Annotated in this window: 18 protein-coding genes and 1 pseudogene; 5 read left to right on the top strand and 14 right to left on the bottom strand. The window is 63.7% G+C overall.

The genetic code is table 11. The annotated features are described in order from the left end of the window. Nucleotide 1: 1 nt before the first annotated feature. The 5 genes from Q8O96_RS21335 to cpaB are packed head-to-tail and all read right to left on the bottom strand — an operon-like array spanning nt 2 to nt 5,569. Nucleotides 2–883, bottom strand: a complete 882-nt coding sequence (locus Q8O96_RS21335; protein ID WP_102863013.1) for a type II secretion system F family protein — start codon at nt 881–883, stop codon at nt 2–4. Between the two features lie 16 nt (nt 884–899). Continuing rightward, nucleotides 900–2,180, bottom strand: coding sequence for a CpaF family protein (locus Q8O96_RS21340; protein WP_102863014.1), 1,281 nt, complete (start codon nt 2,178–2,180; stop codon nt 900–902). Then, nucleotides 2,177–3,364 carry a pilus assembly protein gene (locus Q8O96_RS21345; protein ID WP_102863015.1) on the bottom strand — a complete coding sequence of 396 codons (1,188 nt, stop codon included), beginning with the start codon at nt 3,362–3,364 and terminating at the stop codon, nt 2,177–2,179. The genes Q8O96_RS21340 and Q8O96_RS21345 overlap by 4 nt, the downstream gene beginning before the upstream one ends. Beyond that, on the bottom strand, nt 3,361–4,614 hold the full coding sequence (locus tag Q8O96_RS21350) for a type II and III secretion system protein family protein (RefSeq protein WP_102863016.1): 1,254 nt from the start codon (nt 4,612–4,614) through the stop codon (nt 3,361–3,363). The genes Q8O96_RS21345 and Q8O96_RS21350 overlap by 4 nt, the downstream gene beginning before the upstream one ends. Nucleotides 4,615–4,633: 19 nt before the next feature. Beyond that, nucleotides 4,634–5,569, bottom strand: a complete 936-nt coding sequence (cpaB, locus tag Q8O96_RS21355; RefSeq protein ID WP_305949346.1) for a Flp pilus assembly protein CpaB — start codon at nt 5,567–5,569, stop codon at nt 4,634–4,636. A 329-nt stretch (nt 5,570–5,898) separates the two neighbouring features. On the opposite strand from cpaB, the gene Q8O96_RS21360 reads away from it, so the two are divergent. Then, on the top strand, nt 5,899–6,105 hold the full coding sequence (locus Q8O96_RS21360) for a Flp family type IVb pilin (protein ID WP_102863018.1): 207 nt from the start codon (nt 5,899–5,901) through the stop codon (nt 6,103–6,105). Nucleotides 6,106–6,292: 187 nt separating this feature from the next. Continuing rightward, the gene (locus tag Q8O96_RS21365; protein ID WP_102863019.1) at nt 6,293–6,706 is read left to right on the top strand and encodes a response regulator; all 414 of its coding nucleotides are present in this window, start codon (nt 6,293–6,295) and stop codon (nt 6,704–6,706) included. A gap of 75 nt (nt 6,707–6,781) precedes the next feature. Here Q8O96_RS21365 and Q8O96_RS21370 read toward each other — a convergent pair whose 3' ends face one another. Together Q8O96_RS21370 and Q8O96_RS21375 are read right to left on the bottom strand one after the other, a co-directional pair. Further along, complete coding sequence (locus Q8O96_RS21370) at nt 6,782–8,458, bottom strand: ShlB/FhaC/HecB family hemolysin secretion/activation protein (protein WP_102863020.1); 1,677 nt, start codon at nt 8,456–8,458, stop codon at nt 6,782–6,784. Nucleotides 8,459–8,650: 192 nt separating this feature from the next. Next, nucleotides 8,651–10,150, bottom strand: coding sequence for a collagen-like triple helix repeat-containing protein (locus Q8O96_RS21375; protein WP_305949347.1), 1,500 nt, complete (start codon nt 10,148–10,150; stop codon nt 8,651–8,653). Between the two features lie 420 nt (nt 10,151–10,570). Here Q8O96_RS21375 and Q8O96_RS21380 point away from each other — a divergent pair, with 420 nt between their 5' ends. Further along, the gene (locus Q8O96_RS21380) at nt 10,571–11,020 is read left to right on the top strand and encodes a DMT family transporter (protein WP_102863022.1); all 450 of its coding nucleotides are present in this window, start codon (nt 10,571–10,573) and stop codon (nt 11,018–11,020) included. A gap of 7 nt (nt 11,021–11,027) precedes the next feature. Here the strand turns inward: Q8O96_RS21380 and Q8O96_RS21385 are convergent, their stop codons facing one another. Both Q8O96_RS21385 and Q8O96_RS21390 read right to left on the bottom strand, forming a co-directional pair. Continuing rightward, complete coding sequence (locus Q8O96_RS21385; protein ID WP_102863023.1) at nt 11,028–11,882, bottom strand: MaoC family dehydratase; 855 nt, start codon at nt 11,880–11,882, stop codon at nt 11,028–11,030. A 2-nt stretch (nt 11,883–11,884) separates the two neighbouring features. Further along, nucleotides 11,885–13,237: a 3-oxoacyl-ACP reductase gene (locus tag Q8O96_RS21390; protein WP_305949348.1), complete on the bottom strand. Its 1,353-nt coding sequence runs from the start codon at nt 13,235–13,237 to the stop codon at nt 11,885–11,887. 133 nt (nt 13,238–13,370) lie between these two features. Here Q8O96_RS21390 and Q8O96_RS21395 point away from each other — a divergent pair, with 133 nt between their 5' ends. Beyond that, the gene (locus Q8O96_RS21395; RefSeq protein ID WP_305949349.1) at nt 13,371–14,648 is read left to right on the top strand and encodes an acetyl-CoA C-acetyltransferase; all 1,278 of its coding nucleotides are present in this window, start codon (nt 13,371–13,373) and stop codon (nt 14,646–14,648) included. 84 nt (nt 14,649–14,732) lie between these two features. Here the strand turns inward: Q8O96_RS21395 and Q8O96_RS31340 are convergent, their stop codons facing one another. Both Q8O96_RS31340 and Q8O96_RS31345 read right to left on the bottom strand, forming a co-directional pair. Further along, complete coding sequence (locus Q8O96_RS31340) at nt 14,733–15,500, bottom strand: methyl-accepting chemotaxis protein (RefSeq protein WP_371826197.1); 768 nt, start codon at nt 15,498–15,500, stop codon at nt 14,733–14,735. A gap of 90 nt (nt 15,501–15,590) precedes the next feature. Continuing rightward, nucleotides 15,591–16,679: pseudogene (locus Q8O96_RS31345) on the bottom strand (sensor histidine kinase); the annotation flags it as partial. 456 nt (nt 16,680–17,135) lie between these two features. Here Q8O96_RS31345 and Q8O96_RS21405 point away from each other — a divergent pair. Next, a complete protein-coding gene (locus Q8O96_RS21405; protein WP_102863027.1) occupies nt 17,136–18,032 on the top strand; it encodes a PA4780 family RIO1-like protein kinase in 897 nt (298 codons plus the stop codon). A 239-nt stretch (nt 18,033–18,271) separates the two neighbouring features. On the opposite strand, the gene cueR is transcribed toward Q8O96_RS21405, so the two are convergent. From cueR to Q8O96_RS21420, 3 genes are all read right to left on the bottom strand, one after another. Continuing rightward, a complete protein-coding gene (gene cueR / locus Q8O96_RS21410; RefSeq protein ID WP_060837378.1) occupies nt 18,272–18,676 on the bottom strand; it encodes a Cu(I)-responsive transcriptional regulator in 405 nt (134 codons plus the stop codon). Continuing rightward, nucleotides 18,673–21,069 (bottom strand): heavy metal translocating P-type ATPase, encoded by a 2,397-nt coding sequence (locus Q8O96_RS21415; protein ID WP_305949350.1) that lies wholly within the window; start codon nt 21,067–21,069, stop codon nt 18,673–18,675. Before Q8O96_RS21415 ends, cueR begins: the two co-directional genes overlap by 4 nt. Before the next feature lie 151 nt (nt 21,070–21,220). Continuing rightward, entirely contained in the window at nt 21,221–21,604 is a 384-nt protein-coding gene (locus Q8O96_RS21420) for a hypothetical protein (protein WP_102863029.1), read from the bottom strand. Nucleotides 21,605–21,715: the final 111 nt, after the last annotated feature.

Consider the following 21,715-nt stretch of genomic DNA (forward strand, 5'->3'; position numbering starts at 1 on the left):
TTCAGATACTCCTCAACATGCGCCACAGGGCCAGGCAGCCGAAGATCTGCAAGCACACGGCAGTGATCAGCATTTTCTGTCCGGAAGGGTCGTGCCACATGCCCAGCATGTAGCCCGGGTTGGTGAGCATGAAGTAGCCCACCAGCAGCAGCGGCAGGGTTCCCAGGACCCAGGCGGTCATGCGGGTTTCGCCGGTCATCGCGCTCAGTTGTCGGGCCCCTTGTTCCCGCTCGCGAATCAGCTTGATCAGGTTCTCCAGCAGCTCGCTGGCGTTGCCGCCATATCGGTGATTGACCTTAAGGCCCAGGGCAAACATGCGTAACTCGTCCTGCTCGTAGAACTCGGCGAAATCGTTGACCGCGTCCGGCAGATTGACCCCCAGTTGCACGTTGCGCTGGATACGCCCCATGGCTTGTTTCAGCGGATCGTTACTGGCCTCGATGGCTCCCAGCACGGCGTCTGCCAGGGTGCGTCCGGACTTCAGGCTGCGCACGCTGTGATCCAGCAAGGGCGGCAGTTGTTCGATCATGCGTTTGAGCCGGCGCTGGTACAGCCAGGCGATATACAGCCGCAACAGCAGCGGTGGGCCGAAGAGGCAGCCCAGCAGTCCGAGCCAGTCCCCCAGCAGGTAGCCCAACAACATCAGCACTGCCCACACCACCAGCCACAGGCCCAGGCGCTCACTGGGCTGGCCCAGGCCGGCGCGGGCAAAGGCGCGCTCCAGGCCGATCCATGGACTGCGTTGCGGGCTCAGCTCGGGTTGCCCTTCGGCCAGCCGGTTGAGCACTCGCTCACGCTCGGTCTTGCGCACACCGTGGTAGAACAGCCAGCCGGAAAGCCCCAGCAGAATCAGGCAGATCAAGGTAAGCAGCAGGCCGATCATGGGCTACCTCGCCGGTTCAATTGACGCTCAGCCCGCTCTCGCGGCGCAGTTTGTCACCCGCCGGGTGCAGCGCCTCGCGCAGGAAACCGAAGCCAAAGCCGCTGCGGCGATCCAGGCGGAACAGGGTGTTGGTGACATAGATGTCATCGCGAATGCCCACCACCTCCACCACTTCGCTGACGCAGCGCCGGCCATCGGGCAGGCGGGTCAACTGGATCACCACATCCAGGGCCGCGCAGATCATCTGCCGCAAGGTGCGTTCGGCGATCTGGCGACCGGTCAGGCCCACCAGGGTCTCCAGGCGCAACAGGGCATCCTGAGCGTTGTTGGCGTGTACCGTACTCATGGAACCATCGTGGCCGGTGTTCATCGCGGTCAGTACATCCAGTACTTCCACGCCGCGGATCTCACCGAGGATGATCCGATCCGGGCGCATCCGCAGGGCGTTGCGGATCAGGTCGCTGGCCTTGACCTCGCCATGGCCCTCGGCATTGGGCGGGCGGGTTTCCAGACGCACCACATGGGGGTGCCCCAGTTGCAGTTCGGCCACGTCTTCGATGGTCACCAGCCGTTCGTGGGGATTGATCAACTGGCTGAGGATGTTCAGCAGGGTGGTCTTGCCGGTACCGGTGCCGCCGCTGATGAGGATGTTGCAGCGTTTGCCCACGGCCTCCTGGAGGAACTCGAAGATCGCCAGGTCGATGGTCTGCATGGCGATCAGGTCGCTGCTCTTGAGCATGTCCTTGCGAAATTTACGAATCGACAGGCAGGGGCCGTCCAGGGCGATGGGAGGAATGATGGCGTTGACCCGGCTGCCGTCCGGCAGGCGCGCATCGACCATCGGCGAGGACTCGTCGAGGCGTCGCCCCAAGGGGGCAAGGATCCGTTGCATGACCCGCTCAACGTGGTGGGCGTCGATGAAACGCAGGTCGCTCTGGTGCAGCACGCCGTCGCGCTCGACGAATACCCGGTGCGGGCCGTTGACCAGGATCTCGGTCACCGCCGGATCGCGCAGCAGCACTTCCAGGGGGCCGAAGCCGGTCAGCTCATCGACGATTTCCTCCGCCAGCCGTTCCATTTCATAGCGGGAAATCGCCAGGTGCATGCGCGCGATGTACTCCGCCACTTTGTCGGTGACGAACTGCGAGAGGTTCTGCCGTGAGCTTTCCAGCAGGTTTTTCCCCGAGTCTTCGATGGCATCGATGATGTAGCGATGCAGCACCAGCTTCAGGCCTTCGTGATCGCTATTGCCCGGTGCCGGACGAGCCGGGGCGCCAAAGAGTTTTTCGCCGCTCATCTGCCCCCCATGATTCTGTTGAGCCATCCGGCCTTGGGCTTGGGCAAGCCTTCGGAGCGCTTGGCCAGGCGTTCGCCCAAGGTGCGAATGCTTTGGGTCAGGCTCTCCCGGGGGGCCATTTCAAACAGGGTGACTCCCTGGTTCTTGGCGTTCAGGCGCACCTCCGGGCTGTAGGCCAGCACCGCGATCACTTCCAGGCCGAAAGTCTTGCCCAGGGTTTCGGAATCCGGAGTGACGGCGCGCAGGTAGCGGTCCACCAGCAAGCGGGCGTGCTCCAGTTTCATGCCCTTTTCGCGCCAGTGATTGAGGACCGCCAGGTTGCGCCGGCAGTCGAGGACATTCTGGTCGGTGCACCAGATCAGCTTGTCGCAATGACTGACGAAGGTCCGCAGAGCCTCGCTGTCGGGCTGGCCAACGAGGTTCACCACGATGTGCTGGAAGTGCTGGCGCAAGGCGCTGAGCAACATGTACAGCTCGGCTGCGCTGGTGTGTTCCAGGGGCTCGTCGTGACTGGCGTAGGCGAGGATGCGCAAGCCGGCTTCAGTGCTGGTGAAGGCGCTGTCGATCAGGGTGGTATCCAGGCGCCGCAGGTGGCGCAGGGCATCGCCGAAGTGGAACGAACTTTCCAGCCCCAATAGTGCCAGGCTGTCGCCACGGGGCAGGCCGAGGTCCAGCAGCAGGGTTTGCTGGCCACTCTTTTGCACCACCAGGGCCAGGTGCCCGGACAGGAGTGCGCCGTCGCTATCGGCTTGCACGCCGTAGAGCACGGTCAGGCCGCCCATCTGGGTGTTGGGCGTCACTGCCGGCAGGCGTTTGCTCAAACGTCTGACCAGACCGGCAACTTCGCTGGAACGCGAGCCGTACGCGACGAAGTCCCGGGCGCCGGCACGCATGGCGTTGAGGACCAACTGGTTGTCCATGCCATCGCCGAGGGCGACGATCGCCAGCATCGGCTTGGCTTCCAGGGCCCCTTCGATCAGTGCGGCCTGGGCCACCACATGCTCGCGGTCGAGGCCGACGAATACCAGGTTGGCGAAAGTCACGTCCACCAGCGCCAGCAACTCGTCGAGGCTGCCATCGGCCCCTACCACCTGGCCCAGGGGCGCCAGGGCGCCTTGCAGCCACTCAAGATCGGTGCTGTTGCGGGTGATGGCCAGGAACGTCTGGCTCATGTTCTGGCTCATTGCGATAGCCCGCTGCGCTTGTCGAAGTTGCCGTTCTCGAGGAAGAACATGCGATAGAAGTTCGGGTCGTAGCTGCGCAGGCGTTCACCGGGCAAGGCCGGCAGCTTGGCATCGGCGGCCAGGGGCTGGACCAAATGCGGAGTGACCACCATCAGCAGCTCGCGCTCTTCGCGATTGATCGTCGAGTCGCGGAAAAAGGCCCCCAGTACCGGGATGTCCCCCAACCCGGGAAACTTGTTCACCAGGGAACTGTTGCGGGTGCTGATCAGGCCGCTGATGACGAAGCTCTCGCCATCGGCCAGGGAGATGCTGGTGTCCGTGCGTCGTACGGTCAGCGCCGGTACCACGGTCCCGGCGATGGTCACGCCGTTGCTGTAGTCCAGCTCGCTGACCTCCGGGGCCACTTTCAGCGAAATGCGACCGCTGTCGACAATGGTGGGGGTCAGGGTCAGGCGGATACCGAATTCCTTGTATTCGATGGTCACGCTGTTGCTAGCGGTGCTGGGCACCGGAATAGGGATTTCGCCACCGGCCAGGAAGCTTGCGCTCTGGCCGCTGAGGGCCACCAGGGATGGCCGGGCCAGGGTGTAGGCGAAGCCGCTGCCTTCCAGGGCGTTGATCAGGGTCAGCACTCGGCCGTTGCCGAAGCCGATATTGAAGGTGCCGTTGTCCAGGGGGATGTTGGTCCGCCGACCACCGAAGGTCGGGGTGACGCTGCCGGCGGTGCCGGTGGTGACGGGAGCGGTTCCAGGGGAGCCGAACAGGAAGTTGTTTCCGCGGCCGAAGATCGAGGCACTGGCTTCCTTGAGCTTGGTGCGGCTGACCTCGACGAAGCGGATATCGGTCTGTACCTGGCTGGGCAGCAACGGATCATCGCTGATTGGCAAGCCGCTGGCGGTCATGTCGGCAGTGGCCCGGCCGCGGACGAACACCATGCTCTGGCGTGGAGTGCTGGAGCAGGAGGTCCAGACCATCAGGCTGGTGGCGCCGGGAGCCATGCCAGTGAGCAGAAAGGCCTTGTTGCCGTTGGCGTGGACATCGGCAACTTTTGGATCGCCTACTGCCAAGCGAGTGATGACCACCGGGGACTGCAGCTCCTGTTGCAAACCTTCGCCGACTTCCAGCACGGCCGGCAACGGCGCCAGGCTCGAGCAGCCCGACATTGGCGCGGCCATGGCCGGGTTCCAGAGCCATTGGCCCAGACTCAGCGTCAGCAGTGTGGTGAACAGCGGCATGGAACGACTGCGCATGTCATGCATCCTTGCTCGATCAGGGGGTTTGTTGAGAGACCTGGTTGCCCCGGATGACCTCCACCGCCGGGCGTGGTCCGCCACCTTGGGCGAGCGGGCTACGGGGAGCTTTGCCGAGGGCCAGTTGAGTGAACTGGAACAGGTTGCTGTTGGCTGCATCGAGGTGGCCAATGGCGTCCTCGTTGCCGGCCCAGTAGTGGGCCAGGCGCTGCTCCTCGCTGCTGCGCACGGCCAGTCGCAGCACGCCGACCTGGGTGGCGAGCATCAACCGGCTCAAGAGCTGCTCGGGTACGGCCAGAACCACCGTGCGGGCGGCGATCCGGCGCTGGTCCTGCTTGAGCTTCTCCTCGCGGGTCACCGCTGGGGCGGCGGGCTGTCCGTCATTGGTCAGTCCCAGTTGCTCGCCCACTGCCAGTACCCGCATGGCGGGCACGGCGATCTGTGCCGATTGCTGTGGATTGGTCGTGTCCTGACGCAGGAACAACAGCACGTCGACATAGTCCCCGGGGCTCAGTTGCCCGGCGGCGCCGATGACTTCATCCACCGCTACCGCCAGGGCTCGCTCATCGCTGCGGATCATTCGTGCCAGGGTGCCACCGGTCTCGAAGCTCTGGGCGTTGAGCCAGGTGCCGGCACTGAGTTGTCGCCAGGGCGTACGGCCCACCGCCTGATCAATGGCACTGAGGCTGCCGGCAGGTGCGGTGCGCAGTTTTTCCAGCGCCAGATCCGCGGCGGTGAGTGGAACGAAAGGTGGCACATCGCGCACCAGTACCACCACGGGTTGGCGGGTCTGGTCTTCGGCATTGCTGGTGACTTGTTCGACGACACGGGGGGCCACCGGTTGAGCCGGTGGTGCCGGTTCGGGTTGACGGCTGAGGACCAGGCCCCAGTAACCGAAAAACACCGCTCCGAGCAGCAGTAGTCCAGCCAGACCCATGGTGACGCGACTGTTCATGAAGGCTCTCCCTATCCTGCTGCACCACCAGCCCGTGATTCCAAACGAGTTAATTTCGCAATCAGGCAGCTATGAACATGCAACTATTTCGCTATGTGAAGGTAGTAGAGCTAGGACGAAATGCCATTAAGTCGTCGAAAAATAGCTAACAAAAGTATGAGTTGATTCAACGGGGCGAGTTTTTTGGCGCCCACCATCCGATTAATACTTTGTGATTAATCAGTTCTTACAGTTGCTGGGCCGGGCTTTGTTGACAATGCTCAGGTGGCACCGGGGAATTTTGCCCAGTGCTGTTCCAGTGGCGCCGTCTGGCGCAAAGGAGAGCTAGGATGATTCTTCAATATTTGTTGCTCAGGGCGCGCCTGTTTTTTGACCGCACCGAAGGCGCATCCGCGATCGAGTACGCGATTGTCGTAGCGATGGTGGCAGTGGTGGTCGTAGCGTTCGTGACCCCTCTGGGTGATCGTGTACTGGCCATCTTCAACAACATCCTGACCAGCCTTGGAGGCGACGCCGTCACCCGGCCTGACCCTTGATCAGCGGAGTGGCCCAGGTGAGCAGCCGCTGGGCAGCGCTTTCGACAGACCTTCAAGCTACCCCCGGTTCCGTGCAGGCCTTCGGTTTTCCAGAACCGAAGGCCTGCTAGCGGTTGCGTCACGGGTGGCCTGATGTTCGATGGCTGCGTTCAACCACGGGCGTGACGCTCACTCCAGGGTACTGTCCATGACCTTCCCTCAACCCACACGTCAGCAATTGCTGCTGGTGGACGACGAAGAAGATGCGCTGATGGAACTCGCCGAGCTGCTGGAAGGCGAGGGTTTCTGCTGCTTTACCGCCACCTCGGTGAAATGTGCTCTGGAACACCTCACCCAGCATCCAGATATTGCTTTGGTGATCACGGACCTGCGCATGCCGGAAGAGAGTGGCCTGTCGCTGATCAAGCGTCTGCGCGAGCACACCTCGCGCCAGCACTTGCCGGTGATCGTCATGTCGGGGCACGCCGACATGGATGACGTCAGTGACCTGTTGCGCCTGCAGGTCCTGGATCTGTTCCGCAAGCCGATCTATTACGTGCGCCTGCTGGAAACCCTCAATAATCTGTTTCCCCAACCCCGGCTGCATGTCGTCGGTCCCTGACCTTCAGGCTTGCTCGGTCTTTTTTTATCGGCAAAAAAAGACCTGCTGGGGAGCAGGTCAAAATCACCCAACTGTTCAGAGTTGATAGCTGAAACTCAAGGTATAGCGAGGACGGCGGTTGTAGGTGTCCAGGGCTTCATCGGACATGGGCTTGGCGGCCTCCAGGGCGATGTTGTAGTGCTTGGTGTCGCCGAAGCGCAGGCCCACAGCCGCCGATGACAGGTTGCTGCCCTTGACCGGCAACTGGTTGAACCAGGTCTTGGAGCGGTCCAGCACGACATAGGGTTGCAGTACCCGGACCCAGGGTCCCTCGCGACGGAAGCTGTAGTTCACCTCATAAGCCACGCCCCAACCCTTGTCACCGGTGGCCTGGTCATCGGGATAACCCCGCGCGAAGTTCTGTCCGCCAAAACTGGCCCGTTCACTGTCTGGCAGATTGTCGTCGCTCCAGTACAGGGCTGCGGAAAGCACCCCCTGCCAATTGTCGAAGAAACGGTCGCTCTGTACCCCCGCCACACGCAGGCGGAAGAAATCCAGATCGTAGAGTGCGTTGTTGGTCTTGGCTCCCATGCTGTCCAGGCCCTGGTAGAGACCGGCGCTGAGGATTCGCAGTTGGCGCGGATCGGATTTGCTCCAGTCGCTCTCCAGCGCCAGGGCGCGGATATCGGTTTTCTCTTCCAGGGTCAGGGGGGCGTTGTTCAGCCGATAGCGGGTCTTGTCGTTCACTGCATACAGGCGTGTACCGGCGGTGAGCATCTCATTGGGCGAGGCGATGAAGGGGTGGCTGACGCCGATGGAGAAACGGTCGTTTGCGCGATGGGGCTCAAGCTCCAGGCCATTGCCCAATTGCACGTTGCTTCGCGGATCACTGCGGTAGCGCGCACCGTAGAGGCTCAACTGCGTGCCCTCGGAACCCAGCAACTGGCTGTAGTCCAGGCGGTAGTAGTGTTCCTTGTCCTTGCCCGGGGGAAACAGTCCGCTGAGGCTCAGCTGTTCGCCCCAGGCCGTTTGCGAGCTGCTGGTAATACCCACCAGGGCCTGCAGACCGTTGCGATTGTCGTCGGTGCTGTTGAGGGTGGTGCTGATGGACTTGCGGCTGGCCACGGCGACCAATTGGGTCGCACCGTCGGTGGTTCCCGGTGGGGGCACCACCGCTTGCAGGGTCACGCCCGGTACCCGGCTCATCAGAGTGGTATAGCGCTCGAAGGTCTTGCGGGTCAGCGGGCGTTCGGCCTTTAGCTTGCTCACCAGCTTGTCCAGATAGGCGGACACCGGACCGATGTCGCCCTGCAGCTGGTAGTCCCTGATGTAGCCCTCCACCAGCACCACCCGCAGGACACCCTGGTTGAAGTTCTGCTGCGGCATGAAGGCGTAGGACAGCAGGTAGCCGTCGTTCTGGTAGCGTCGGGTGATCTCACGAGTGGCTTCGATCAGTTGAGCGAAGCTGGTTTCATGGCCGATCAATGGCTGGTAGATCGCCGCCAACTGCTCAAGAGGGTAGACCGTGCCACCCTCGATCTGGACCTGACGCACCGTAACCTTGGTGCCCATCATCAGCGGCTGCTGCCCTTGGGGGGCGACGGGTTGCTCAGGCATTTGCAACTGCGGTGTAGCCGGGCGGTAGGCGTCCACCGGCAGGTTGGGTTGGGGCAGGTTGGTAATGCTGTCGTTACTGTTGAGAAAGCGGGGAAGGGAGTCGGCGTAAGCGGAGGTACAGCATCCAATCAACAACAAACTGGCCAACGTGCGCATAGGACACTCCATGGTCAAGCCGCAGCGATGCTAAAAGTCCTCATTCCATGCACCGTTCAAGGTCTGAGCCCTGATCAGGTGCTGGAGGGTGATGCTCTGGATAAACAAAAAGGCGAGAGATTCATCTGAACCTCTCGCCCTCAACCAAGCGTAGGCGCTGTAGGTGAGGCCGTCGAATCGGCCAGGTGCAAATTATTTCCTGCCGCCCAGGGCGCCGGTCAAACCACCCAGCGCACCACCCAGGCCACCGTTGAGACCTGCTCCTGCAGAAGCGCTGCCGTTGGCGCTGGCTCCGACGCCGAGCCCGGCCCCACCGAGCAGACCGCCGCCGGGGGCAGTGCCGCCGTTGACCAGACCGCCGACCGAGGCCACGGTGCTGCCCACTGCGCCGAGGGTGCCGCCCAGGGCGCCGCCGACCTGATTGCCGCCTATGCCACCGGCAACAGTGGTACCCACATTGCTCACAGCCCCGCCCGCTTGGCCCAGCAGACCGCTGACCGCGCCACCCAGGCCGCTGGCTGCGCCCACTTGCTGGGTCAGGCCGGTGACGGAGCTGGTGACCGGATTCAACGCCGAACCCAGGTTTACGCCGACACTGGCCAGGGGCGCGGTGACCACCAGGTTGGGAGTACCTGGGCCGCCCAGGGCTCCGCCCACCGAGGCGATCAGGCCGCCCACCGCACCGGCGGCGGCACTCCCTGCGCTGACAGCGCCATTGGTGTTGCCGGTGTTGATGCCGTTGCCGAGATTGGCCACTGCACCGCCTACGACTTCCAGCATGCCGGTGCCGCCCAGGCCAGTACCGCCACCGTTGCTGCCACCGCTTCCGGTGCCGCTCCCGGACTTGCCGACGTAGCCTCCTGCGCTGTTTACCGCGCCGCTGGCGTTGCTCAGGGCATTGCCCAACAGATCGGTCACAGGGTTGCCATCACCGGTATCGCTGACCTTCTCGCCGGTATCATCCACAGCATCGCTCACGCCTTTGATCAGTCCCTTGACGGGGGCGCCCAGGCCGGTGGTGCTGCCCACCTTGTCGGTCAGGCCTTCTGCCATGCTCACTACCGGTACCAGTACCTTGTCACCCACACCATCGGTCAGGGTGCCTACTGGGCCGCTACTGGTGACGGTACTCAAGGTGTTGCCCAGCATGGTCACCCGGGTGCCGACACCGCTGAGTACCGGGGCCACCCTGGTCACCACGCCACCGACGACCGGAACGCTTTGGGTGGTTGTCGCCAGTTGCCCGCCAAGATCCTTGACTCCGGTGCCCACATCGCCGACCACGTTGCCGACGGTGGCCGTGGTCTTGCTCAGGGCCTTGGGATCGCTGCCCAGTTTGCCAAGGCCGTTGGTCAAGCCCTCACCAACGCTGTCCACCACATTACCGGTAGTGTTGACGGCACTGCGGGCCAGGCCGCCGACCACTGGAACCGTTGCCAGAGAATCGCCCAGGGCGCTGATGCCGTCGCCGACACCGCTCACGGTAGTACCCACGCCGGACGCCACGTCGGCGGTCACCAGGGTGCTGGGCGTGCCACCGGTTCCGCCATCGGTGCCACCACCACCTGAGCTGGCAGGAGAACTGCTCGAGCCACTCTTATGACCACCACCGCCGCCGCTGCAGCCCGCCAGGCTGAGGGTCAGGATCATCGCCAGTGCTGTACACGCTTTCCATCCGAATTGAGTTTTCATGAGAGGTATCCCTTGCACCTATTACAACGTTCGTTGTTTTCGATAGCTCTCCAGTTCTATTGCTGGAGATACCGTCGTCCGTTGTCTACATAAAAGGCGCGAGAGACTTTTTGAACAATTATGAACTTGGTATTAATGAGTTTTATTCTTGGTTTTTTACTGCTTTAAAAGTGACTAGTTTGAAAGTATTGTTTGTGAGGTTTGTGTATTTTAAGTTGTTATTAATCAATGTCTTGTATCTATGGGTGGCGCGGCTGCTCGTGAGCTATAAACGAAAGTTATATATATACAATTAATGGGTTTTATTTTGTTTTCTGCTCGAGAGAACGGCAGTTTTCTAAGATTTTATTAGTGGCTGTCGAGGACTTTCAAATCTGCGCTGGCCTATACTGCGCGGCCGAATTGCTGTTGGAGCCTGTGATGCCTAGTCCAATCTGGTGGCTGTTGTGCCTGCCGTTTTTCGCTGGTGCCTTTCTGGCCCTGCAAGCCGGAATCAATGGTCAGTTGGCCAAGCAGGTCGGCGGTGTGCTGGCCGCAGCACTGATTTCCTTTTTTGTCGGTACTGCAGCCCTGTTGATCCTGGTGTTGATGCAGCGTGAGATGCCCTCGTTGAGTGCCCTCAAGGGCCTGACCTGGTGGCACTGGTGTGGCGGCCTGCTGGGGGTCTTTTTCATCACCACCGCAGCTTTTGCCGGGCCACGGATCGGCGCCTTGCTGTTCATGGCTCTGGTGCTGGCGGGTCAGTTGAGCATGGCCCTGGCCCTGGACCACTTTGGTTGGGTGGGCTTTCGCGAGGCGCCGGTGAGCCTCGGCAAGATTGCCGGATTGCTGCTGATCGTCGCCGGTGTAGTGCTTATTCGCCGGGGGTGATGAGGGCTCAGGCGATGGGCTGCCAGCGACCCTGCATATGTTGCAGATCGCCATTGCCCAGTAGCTGGAGTTCGCCACTGGACCCTGCTGCGCTGGCCAGCAGGCGGACGGTTCCGGGCAGCAGCACGGGCTTGATGAAATGCACCGACACTTCGATATTCGCGGCCGGCAGGTGCTCGCTCAGTGCCGCCAGGGTCATGGCCTTGTTCCACAGACCGTGGGCTATGGCCTGGGGAAAGCCAAACAGGCGGGCACTCCAGGCGCTGAGGTGGATAGGGTTGTAGTCACCAGAGACCCTGGCGTAGCGCCGGCCGATATTGCTTTCGGCCTGCCAGCGGCTCACCTCGTTCAGGCCTTCGCCCAATGGTGGGAGCGGCGCGACAGGTTCTCCGGGCACCTTGACGGTGCGACAGAGCATCTGGCTTTCGGCTTCCCAGAGTGGCCCCAGCAGATCGTCCACGGTGGTCAGCAGATCGAACACCGCCCCCTTGGCGTGAGGTTGCAGGTTGTCTACCCGGACACCGATGCGCACGCTGCTGACGTTGCCCATGGGGCGCAACACTCGAATCCGGTTGGCCAGATGAACCAGCCCCAGCAACGGGAAGGGGAAGTTCTGGGCAGTGAGCAGCTGCATCTGCAGGGCGAAGGCCAGCACATGGGGATAGGTAGCGGGAAGCAGGCCGTTGTCGGCAAAACCGCAGACCTTACGATAGGCCGCCAGCTGTTTGGGCTCCAGGCTGATCCAGCAGCGCAGGCCATCTTCGGGCAACTCGATGCCATTGCTCCGCCGTCTCAGCGCCGCCTTGAGAAACAGCGGCGGCAAGAGCGCAGGCAGGTTCAGTTCATGCCAGTGCGTTGTCATCTTCAGGCTCCCAGGACACTTTGGCCACACACCCGCAAGGCTTGCCCGCTGACCGCGCCACTGCCCGGCTGGCCGAGCCAGGCCACGGCCTCGGCGACGTCCTGAGGCAGGCCGCCCTGGCCCAGGGAACTCATGCGGCGTCCGGCTTCGCGCAAGGCGAAGGGCACCTTGGCGGTCATCTGGGTCTCGATGAAGCCTGGCGCCACGGCGTTGATGCTGATGTCCCGGGCCTTGAGCAGCGGTGCCCAGGCCTGGGCCAGGCCGATCAGCCCGGCCTTGCTGGCGGCGTAGTTGGTCTGTCCGCGGTTGCCGGCAATGCCGCTGATGGAGGCCAACAGGATCACGCGTCCGTGATCGTGCAGCCGGCCGCTGTCGAGCAGGGCCTGGGTCAGTACCTGCGGGGCGTTGAGGTTCACCGCCAGCACGGCGTCCCAGAACTCGGCGGTCATGTTGGCCAGGGTCTTGTCCCGGGTGATCCCGGCGTTGTGCACCAGAATGTCGATGCCCTCGGGCAGTTGTTCGAGCAACTGGGCCGGGGCGTCCTCGGCGCAGATATCCAGGCCGATGGCGCGTGCGCCGAGACGGGCCGCCAGAGCGTCCAGGTCGGCCTTGGCCTGGGGCACATCCAGCAACAGCACCTGGGCCCCGTCCCGGGCCAGGGTTTCGGCGATGGCCGCGCCAATGCCCCGGGCCGCGCCGGTGACCAGGGCCTTGCGCCCGGCCAGCGGGCGGCTCCAGTCCTGGACCTGACTGGCGCAGGGCTGCAAGTGGATCACCTGCCCGGAAACATAGGCGCTCTTGGGCGAGAGAAAGAATCGCAGGGCGCCTTCCAACTGCTCTTCGGCGCCCTCGGCCACGTACAGCAGTTGCAGGGTGGCGCCGTTGCGCAGCTCCTTGGCCAGGGAGCGACTGAAGCCTTCCAGGGCATGCTGGGCGCTGGCGGCAAAGGGCTCTGCCAGGGGGTGCGGGGCACGTCCGAGGATCAGCAGATGGGCGCTGGATTCAAGGCTGCGCAGCAGCGGCTGGAAGAACTCCCGCAGTTGCTTGAGCTGATCGGTATGCCGCAGTTCGCTGGCATCGAAGACCACGGCCTTGAGCTTGGGCCCATGGCCGGGAATCCAGGGCGTGGCCAGGGTTGGGTCGGTGCCGTAGCTGTAGACCGAATCGGTCAGGCGCGGTGCCAGGGCGCTCACCTGTTGGGCCATGGCGCCGCCACCGATCAACAGAGCGCCTTCGATGGGCCGCAGGCGGCCGGCCTGCCAGCGCTCCAGACGTACCGGTGACGGCAGGCCAAGGGCCCCGACCAGGCGCTGGCCGATGGACGAATTGGCGAAGTCGATATAACGGTCGGACATGGAACGCACTCCGCAGGCTGGGGTTCAAAGTGTGGACCACGAATGGCCCCGAGTCGTTCGATCTGCGAGAAGCCTCCTACGCTAGTGGGAGAGGTACTCACCGAAGTCGCACTCATAGAATAGGGAGCTTTCCATGACACAGCTGCGTCGCGTCGCGATTATCGGCGGTAACCGCATTCCCTTCGCCCGCTCCAACGGCCCGTATGCCACGGCCAGCAACCAGGCCATGCTCACGGCCGCCCTGGAGGGCCTGATCGAGCGTTACCAGCTCCACGGCCTGCGCCTTGGCGAAGTGGCGGCGGGGGCGGTGCTCAAGCACTCGCGGGACTTCAACCTGACCCGGGAGTGCGTACTGGGTTCGCGGCTATCGCCCACCACCCCGGCCTACGACATCCAGCAAGCCTGTGGCACCGGCCTGGAAGCGGCCTTGCTGGTGGCCAACAAGATTGCCCTGGGGCAGATCGACTGCGGCATCGCCGGTGGCGTCGACACCACCTCGGATGCGCCGATCGGGGTCAACGAGGGGCTGCGGCAGATCCTGTTGCAGGCCAATCGGGCCAAGACTACCGGCGACAAGCTGAAGATCCTGCTGCAGTTGCGGCCCCATCACCTCAAGCCGGAACTGCCGCGCAACGGTGAGCCGCGCACCGGCCTGTCCATGGGCGAACACTGCGAACAGATGGCCAAGACCTGGAACATTCCCCGTGGCGAACAGGACCAACTGGCCCTGGAAAGCCACCAGAAGATGGCCGCCGCCTATGCCGAAGGCTGGCACGACGACCTGCTCACCCCCTTCCTCGGCCTGACCCGGGACAACAACCTGCGCCCGGACCTGACTCTGGAAAAGCTCGCCAGCCTCAAGCCGGCCTTCGATCGCAGTGCCGCGGGCACCCTCACCGCCGGCAATTCCACGCCGCTGACCGATGGCGCCTCCCTGGTGTTGCTGGGCAGTGAACAATGGGCCCAGGAGCGCGGCCTGCCGATCCTCGCCTACCTGCGCGATGGCGAGGCTGGCGCGGTGGACTTCGTCAAAGGCACCGAAGGTCTGCTGATGGCCCCGGTGTATGCCGTGCCGCGCTTGCTGGCGCGCAACGGGCTGAGCCTGCAGGACTTTGATTATTACGAGATCCACGAAGCCTTTGCCGCCCAGGTGTTGTGCACCCTCAAGGCCTGGGAGGACGCGGATTACTGCAAGACCCGCCTGGGCCTCGACGCGCCTCTGGGCCGCATCGATCGCGCCCGGCTTAACGTCAAAGGCAGCTCCCTGGCGGCGGGGCACCCGTTTGCCGCCACCGGCGGGCGCATTGTCGCCAACCTGGCGAAGTTGCTGAGTGTGGCGGGGCAGGGGCGTGGGCTGATTTCGATCTGTGCGGCGGGCGGACAGGGTGTGACGGCGATCATCGAACGCTGAGGTTCGTGGCGCTCGCCGGCAAGCCGGTTCCTACAGAGAAGTGCCTCCAAATCCGTAGGAGCCGGCTTGCCGGTGAAAAGGGCCTCAAGTCTTGAAGCGCCGCACCAGGCTGTCCAGCTCATTGGACAGCCCCGCCAAGTTCTGGGAGTCCAGGCGTGCCGCGTTGGCCAGTTCCGCCACCCGTTGCGCATCGCCATGGATCTGGCTGATGTGCCGGTTGATGTCTTCCGCCACTTGATGCTGCTCCTCGGCGGCGGTGGCGATCTGAGTGTTCATGTCGCGGATCACGTCCACCGACTCGCGGATCTGTCCGAAGCTGTTGCGCGCCAGGCCGATGCGGTTCACCGACTGTTGGGATACTTCCAGGCTGGCGTGCATCTGCTGGGTCACGGCGCTGGTGCGCTTGGCCAGGTTGCCCAGCAGCCCGTCGATCTCGGCGGTGGAGTCGGCGGTGCGCTTGGCCAGGGCGCGGACTTCGTCGGCCACCACGGCAAAACCGCGTCCCTGCTCTCCGGCCCGGGCAGCCTCAATGGCGGCGTTGAGGGCCAGCAGGTTGGTCTGTTCGGCGATGGAGCGGATGGTGCCGAGGATCGACTGGATGTCGTTGCTGTCGCGTTCCAGTTGCTGCATCGATTGCGCCGATTGCTCGATCTCCTGGCTCAGGCGGTCGACGCTGTGCACCGCGTCGTCGATCTGCTGCTGGCCTTCCTGGGCCTGACGCTGGCCACTGTCTGCCGATTCGGCGGCCTGGCTGCAGGAGCGAGCCACTTCGTTGGCCGTGGCCACCATTTCGTGGAAGGCCGTGGACACCATGTCCACCGCTTCGCGCTGGCGTCCGGCGGCTTCGGCCATGTCGTTGGAAACCTGGGTCGAGGAATGGGAGGTGGCGAGAATCTTCTGTGCCGCCTGGCCGATGTGCTGGATCAGGCTGCGGATCGCCGCGAGGAACTGGTTGAACCAGTTGGCCAGTTGCGCGGTTTCATCGCTGCCACGGATATTCAGGTTGCGGGTCAGGTCGCCTTCACCCTGGGCGATGCCTTCCAGGCCACTGGCGACACTGCGGATCGGCCGCACGATGAGGCTGGCGAAGCTGGCTCCGAATACCGCGAACAACACGGCCAGGACCCCGGCGATCACGGCGATGATCCAGGTCAGCTGGGTGGCCGAGCCCATGACTTCGTTCTGCTTGATCAGGCCGATGAAGGTCCAGCCCAGTTGTTCGGAAGGCCAGACGTTGGCCATGTAGTGCTCGCCGCCCAGTTCCACTTGCACCAGGCCCTTGCCGGTCTTGGCCAGTTGCGCGTAACCCTCGCCGAGGCTGTCCAGGGCCTTGAAGTTATGCTCCGGCTGCTTGGGGTCCACCAGCACCGTGCCGTTGTTTTCCATCAGCATCAGGTAGCCGGACTCGCCCAGCTTGATCTGCTTGACGATTTCGGTGAGCTGCTTGAGCGACACGTCGACCGCGACCACGCCGCCCTGGGGCCCTAGCTGGTTGGCCAGGGAGCGCACGGTGCTGACCAGCACCGCATCGTCCGGGGCCCAGTAGTACGCATCGGTGCGCAGGGTCTTGCCCGGGCTGGCCAGCGCGGCCTTGTACCAGGGGCGCACGCGGGGATCGTAGTTGGCCAGCTTCAGGTCGGCGGGCCAGGAGACGTAACCGCCGTTGCTCACGCCATAGGACACATAGGCATAGGCGGGGTGGCTGGCGGCCATGGCGGCGAACAGTTCGAAGATGCGTTTGTCCTGCTCGCCTTCCGGAACCTTGGCGGCATCGGCGCTCATCCAGGTCTTGAGGTCGCCGCCGGCCTGGGTCAGCAAGGGTTGGGCTGCCAGGTAGTCGATGTTCTGGCTGATGCCTTCGAAGAACAGCTGCATGGCATTGGCCACTTGGCGGATCTCGCGGCCGCTGCCGTCGACAAAGGTGTTTTGCGCTTCGCTGCGCAGGTTGATCACCACCAGCGTGGCCACCAGCACCACGGGCAGGCAGGCAATGGCGGCGAAGGCCCAGGTGAGTTTCTGTTTGATATTCATCCGCGCTCCAGATTTTCTTGTATGACCACGAAGTGCAGGCGACTCGCGGATTATTGGCAGCTTGAAAGATGGCGCTGATTGCAGTCCCTGAGGCAGAAGTCGAGCAGGCAGCGATCGAACCTTGGCCGGCGGCTGACGTCTTTATTGGATTGTCGGACAAAATCCCTTTGTCTCTGATGACTTCGGCTGGGACGGCGGAAAATTGAGTCGCGCAGAGAAAAAACCTCCTTGAAGACGCCAAGGGCGTGCGACGGATGGCGGCAATCTCTCACGCCATGGCGGACGTTGTTCGCTGGCCACTCGGCTATGATCCTCGGCGGCAGCGCTTCAGGGATCTGGCACATTGAGTGCATTGCTGTCGTCCGGCGCTCGGCAGCCCTTTCCCGTGGTGGGAGGATTGCCGTATAACGAGTGACTTTCGCGTGTTTGGTAACAAGGGACCCACAATAAAAGCTGATGAAGACTCCAAAACGCATTGAACCCCTGATCGAAGACGGTCTGGTAGACGAGGTGCTGCGCCCACTCATGAGTGGTAAAGAGGCAGCTGTGTATGTGGTGCGCTGCGGCAACGAGCTACGTTGCGCCAAGGTCTACAAGGAGGCGAACAAACGCAGTTTCCGTCAGGCGGCGGAATATCAGGAGGGGCGCAAGGTTCGCAACAGCCGACAGGCGCGGGCCATGGCCAAGGGCTCCAAGTTCGGTCGCAAGGAAACCGAGGACGCCTGGCAGAACGCCGAAGTGGCGGCCTTGTTCCGTCTGGCCAATGCCGGGGTGCGGGTGCCCAAGCCATTCGACTTTCTCGAGGGCGTGTTGCTGATGGAGCTGGTGGCCGACGAGTACGGCGACGCGGCGCCGCGTCTCAACGATGTGGTGCTGGAACCGGATCAGGCCCGTGAGTATCACGCCTTCCTGATTTCCCAGATTGTCCTGATGCTGTGTACCGGTCTGGTGCACGGTGACCTGTCCGAGTTCAACGTGCTGCTGACGCCGGACGGTCCGGTGATCATCGACCTGCCCCAGGCGGTGGATGCCGCAGGCAACAACCATGCGTTCAGCATGCTGGAGCGGGACGTGGGCAACATGGCGTCCTACTTCGGGCGTTTTGCCCCGGAGCTCAAGCACACCCGTTATGCCAAGGAAATGTGGGCCTTGTACGAGGCTGGCACCTTGCATCCGGGCAGTGTGCTGACCGGCGAGTTCGACGACCCCGAAGAACTGGCGGATGTTGGCAGCGTGATCCGCGAGATCGAAGCGGCACGTCTCGACGAGGAACGCCGGCAGGCCGTGCGGGCGGCGGACGATGCGCCGCCAGGCAAATCCGAAGAACCACCGCCTCCGCCCTGGATGCAGTGATGGATAAAAAAAATCCGGCCTTGGCCGGATTTTTTATTCCTGCAAACTACCTGGCACCTTGGCACCTTGGCACCTTGGCACCTTGTAGCCGCTGCCGCAGGCTGCGCACGGCCCGAAGGGACGCGAGGATCTTGAGGGCGCTGAGGTTTTGCAAGGGATCGCCAAGCAAGGCCCTGCGGACCTTTTCGCAGCCTCGCCAGGGCTCGGCAGCGGCTACAGAGAGCGCTTCTTGCAAATGCTCAGGACCCGCAACAACTGCCCGAAGCCAGTTCCTTGAGGATCGGGCAGTCCGGGCGATGGTCGCCGTGGCAGTGCTCCACCAGGTCCTGCAGGGTGTCGCGCAGCCCGGCCAGTTCGCGGATCTTCTGGTTGAGTTCATCGATGTGCTGGCGCGCCAGGGCCTTTACATCGGCGCTGGCTCGCTGCCGGTCCTGCCACAGGGTCAGCAGCTTGCCCACTTCTTCCAGGGAAAAGCCCAGATCGCGAGAGCGCTTGATGAAGGCCAGGCTGTGCAGGTCTTCGTCGCCGTACAGGCGATAGCCGCTGTCGCTGCGATGGGCCGGCTTGAGCAGGCCGATGGACTCGTAGTAACGGATCATCTTGGCGCTCAGGCCGCTCTTGCGCGCCGCTTGGCCGATGTTCATTCGGCGTTCTCCAGGTCTTTGGGTTTCCAGGTTTTCAACAGTAGCGCATTGCTCACCACGCTGACGCTGGACAGGGCCATGGCCGCCCCGGCCAGCACCGGGTTAAGCAGGCCGAAGGCCGCCAGCGGGATGCCGATCAGGTTGTAGACGAAGGCCCAGAACAGGTTCTGGCGGATTTTCGCGTAGGTCTTGCGGCTGATCTCCAGGGCCGCGGGTATCAGTCGTGGATCGCCGCGCATCAGGGTGATGCCCGCCGCGTGCATGGCCACGTCGGTGCCGCCGCCCATGGCAATGCCGATGTCTGCCGCCGCCAGGGCCGGGGCGTCGTTGATGCCGTCGCCGACCATGGCCACCACGCCGGTCTTTTTCAGTGCCGTCACCGTGGCGGCCTTGTCCGCCGGCAGTACTTCGGCGTGCACATCGTCGATGCCCAGGGCATCGGCCACGACCTTGGCGCTGCCACGGTTGTCGCCGGTCAGCAGGTGGCTGCTGATATGCCGCGCGCGCAGTTGCTGCACCGCCTGCAAGGCGCCGGGCTTGAGGGTGTCGCCAAAGGCGAACAGGCCCAGCACCCGGGATTGCGGGCTCTGCTCGATCAGCCAGGACAGGGTCCGGCCCTCGTGTTCCCAGTCTTTGGCTGCCTGGGCCAGGCTGCCCGGGGTCAGGCCGCTTTCTTCCAGCAGGCGGCGGTTGCCCAGGGCCAGTTGGCGGCCGTCCAGGGTGCCGGCGATGCCGCGCCCGGTCAGGGACTGGCTGGCGCTGACATCGGCCACCGGCAGTTGGCGTTCCTGGCACAGGTCCAGCACCGCTTTGGCCAGGGGATGCTCACTGCCGCGCTGCAGGGCACCGGCCAGTTGCAGCACGCTATTGTCGTCGCCTTCCAGGGCCTGCATATGGGCGATGCGTGGCGTACCGGAAGTCAGGGTGCCGGTCTTGTCGAAAACCACCGAGCTGACTTCGTGGGCTCGTTCCAGGGCTTCGGCGTCCTTGATCAGGATGCCGTGGCGGGCGGCCACGCCGGTGCCGGCCATGATCGCGGTGGGGGTGGCCAGGCCCAGGGCGCAAGGGCAGGCGATCACCAGCACGGCGACGGCGTTGATCACTGCGGTTTCCAGGGGCGCGCCATACAGCCACCAGCCCACCAGGGTGATCAGCGCCAGCACCAGCACGGTGGGTACGAACACCTGGCTGACCTTGTCCACCAGCTTCTGGATCGGTGCCTTGCCGGCCTGGGCGTCTTCCACCAGGCGAATGATCCGTGCCAGCACGGTTTCCGCGCCGAGGGCCAGGGTGCGTACCAGCAGGCGGCCTTCGCCGTTGATGGCGCCGCCGGTGACTTTATCCCCAGGCTGCTTGGGCACCGGCAGGCTTTCACCGCTGATCAGCGCTTCGTCGGCATGGCTCTGGCCTTCGATGACTTCGCCGTCCACCGGAAAGCGCTCGCCGGGTTTGACCAGCACCAGGTCGTTCAGGCGCAGGGCGCTGATGGCGACTTCCTGCTCGCGCCCATCGATGACCTGGATTGCCCGCTCGGGGCGCAGGGCTTCCAGGGCGCGGATGGCGCTGGCGGTCTGGCGCTTGGCGCGGCTTTCCAGGTACTTGCCCAGCAGCACCAGGGCGATCACCACCGCCGAGGCTTCGAAGTACAGGTGCGGCATGCTGCCGGCGGCGGCCGTGGCCCATTCATACAGGCTCAGGCCATAGCCGGCGCTGGTGCCCAGGGCCACCAGCAGGTCCATGTTGCCGCTGCCGGCGCGCACGGCTTTCCAGGCGGCGACATAAAAGCGTGCGCCGAAGATGAACTGCACCGGAGTGGCCAGGGCGAACTGGGCCCAGGCCGGGAGCATCCAGTGCAGGCCAAAGGGTTGCACCAGCATCGGCAGCACCAGGGGCAGGGCCAGGAGGATCGCCAGGACCAGGCTCCAGCGTTCGCGGCGCAGGTTCTGCTGCTGGTCGTTGCCTTGCTTCTGCTCAGCCTGCCACAGGCTGGCTGAGTAGCCGGCCTGGGTCACGGCGTTGATCAGTTGCGCCGGGTCGACCTGGCCCAGCAGCTCGAGGTGAGCCCGTTCCGTGGCCAGGTTGACGCTGGCGCTGCGCACGCCTTGAACCTTGTTCAAGGCGCGTTCTACACGTCCGGCACAGGTGGCGCAGGTCATGCCGCCGATGGTCAATTCAATGGACTGCACCGGTACGCTGTAACCGGCATTTTCCACGGCTTCCAGCAGGGCCGGCAGACTGTCCCCGGGGGCTTCGACCCGGGCCTGTTCCGTGGCGAGGTTGACGCTGACCGCGCGTATACCGGCGACCTTGGCCAAGGCACGCTCCACACGACCGGCGCAACTGGCGCAGGTCATGCCGGCAATCGGCAGGTCGAAGGTGGTTGATTCAGGCATGGCTGACACTCCCTGTAAATGTTGCCCACAGGATCAACCTTGCCATGCAGGCAAGGTCAAGCGGGCATTGCCAGGGTGCTTCATTTTGTCCCAGGGGGGAGCAGGAGCACGCCTTGCGCTGCAGGACGCAAGGCGTGTGGAGGGCGGAGCGTCAGTAGTCCAGGGCGGTGGGCTTGAGGTACATGCCCGAGGCGTTGCTGGCGATGCGGAACTTCAGCACGTCGCCGGCCCGCACGCTGATGTCCTGGGAACCCGGGGCGAGCAGGCCAGGGTTGCAGCCCGGCGCCTGGCCCGGCAGCAGTTTCAGGCGCAGGGACACTTTGCCCGGCGGCAGGTTGAAGGAGGCGCTCTGTTCCTGGAACAGCCGACCGGCGAGCTGGTCCTGGATGTACAGGCCGATCTCGCAGGAGGTGGCGACTTCCAGCCGCTCCCGGGAAATGATCAGTACGCCGTAGTCTTCTCCGGCGGCCAGTGCCGGTGGCGTTGCCGCCAACAGACCAAGGAGGCCGACGAGGCTGAAAGTTGACCAGCGCATGGCTGAATCTCCTGCTGTGATGTCATAAGACGTGCAGCTTGGCGGAGCGCGGCGCCGATTTCCAGCCCGGCAGTTCAATCCGGAACTTGACCTTGCCACGGTGGCAAGGAC

This window comes from Pseudomonas sp. LPH60 (assembly GCF_030718165.1).
Lineage (GTDB): Bacteria > Pseudomonadota > Gammaproteobacteria > Pseudomonadales > Pseudomonadaceae > Aquipseudomonas > Aquipseudomonas danubii.

Excerpts from the sequence above, each read along its gene's own strand:
- Q8O96_RS21365 (WP_102863019.1), top strand. The coding sequence starts at position 6,293 with ATGACCTTCCCTCAACCCACACGTCAGCAATTGCTGCTGGTGGACGAC.
- Q8O96_RS21380 (WP_102863022.1), top strand. The coding sequence starts at position 10,571 with ATGCCTAGTCCAATCTGGTGGCTGTTGTGCCTGCCGTTTTTCGCTGGT.
- Q8O96_RS21340 (WP_102863014.1), bottom strand. The coding sequence starts at position 2,180 with ATGAGCGGCGAAAAACTCTTTGGCGCCCCGGCTCGTCCGGCACCGGGC.
- Q8O96_RS21390 (WP_305949348.1), bottom strand. The coding sequence starts at position 13,237 with ATGTCCGACCGTTATATCGACTTCGCCAATTCGTCCATCGGCCAGCGC.
- Q8O96_RS21395 (WP_305949349.1), top strand. The coding sequence starts at position 13,371 with ATGACACAGCTGCGTCGCGTCGCGATTATCGGCGGTAACCGCATTCCC.
- Q8O96_RS21335 (WP_102863013.1), bottom strand. The coding sequence starts at position 883 with ATGATCGGCCTGCTGCTTACCTTGATCTGCCTGATTCTGCTGGGGCTT.
- Q8O96_RS21375 (WP_305949347.1), bottom strand. The coding sequence starts at position 10,150 with ATGAAAACTCAATTCGGATGGAAAGCGTGTACAGCACTGGCGATGATC.
- Q8O96_RS21360 (WP_102863018.1), top strand. The coding sequence starts at position 5,899 with ATGATTCTTCAATATTTGTTGCTCAGGGCGCGCCTGTTTTTTGACCGC.
- cpaB (WP_305949346.1), bottom strand. The coding sequence starts at position 5,569 with ATGAACAGTCGCGTCACCATGGGTCTGGCTGGACTACTGCTGCTCGGA.
- Q8O96_RS21385 (WP_102863023.1), bottom strand. The coding sequence starts at position 11,882 with ATGACAACGCACTGGCATGAACTGAACCTGCCTGCGCTCTTGCCGCCG.
- Q8O96_RS21415 (WP_305949350.1), bottom strand. The coding sequence starts at position 21,069 with ATGCCTGAATCAACCACCTTCGACCTGCCGATTGCCGGCATGACCTGC.
- cueR (WP_060837378.1), bottom strand. The coding sequence starts at position 18,676 with ATGAACATCGGCCAAGCGGCGCGCAAGAGCGGCCTGAGCGCCAAGATG.
- Q8O96_RS21420 (WP_102863029.1), bottom strand. The coding sequence starts at position 21,604 with ATGCGCTGGTCAACTTTCAGCCTCGTCGGCCTCCTTGGTCTGTTGGCG.
- Q8O96_RS21350 (WP_102863016.1), bottom strand. The coding sequence starts at position 4,614 with ATGCGCAGTCGTTCCATGCCGCTGTTCACCACACTGCTGACGCTGAGT.
- Q8O96_RS21370 (WP_102863020.1), bottom strand. The coding sequence starts at position 8,458 with ATGCGCACGTTGGCCAGTTTGTTGTTGATTGGATGCTGTACCTCCGCT.
- Q8O96_RS31340 (WP_371826197.1), bottom strand. The coding sequence starts at position 15,500 with ATGGCCGAAGCCGCCGGACGCCAGCGCGAAGCGGTGGACATGGTGTCC.
- Q8O96_RS21405 (WP_102863027.1), top strand. The coding sequence starts at position 17,136 with ATGAAGACTCCAAAACGCATTGAACCCCTGATCGAAGACGGTCTGGTA.
- Q8O96_RS21345 (WP_102863015.1), bottom strand. The coding sequence starts at position 3,364 with ATGAGCCAGAACATGAGCCAGACGTTCCTGGCCATCACCCGCAACAGC.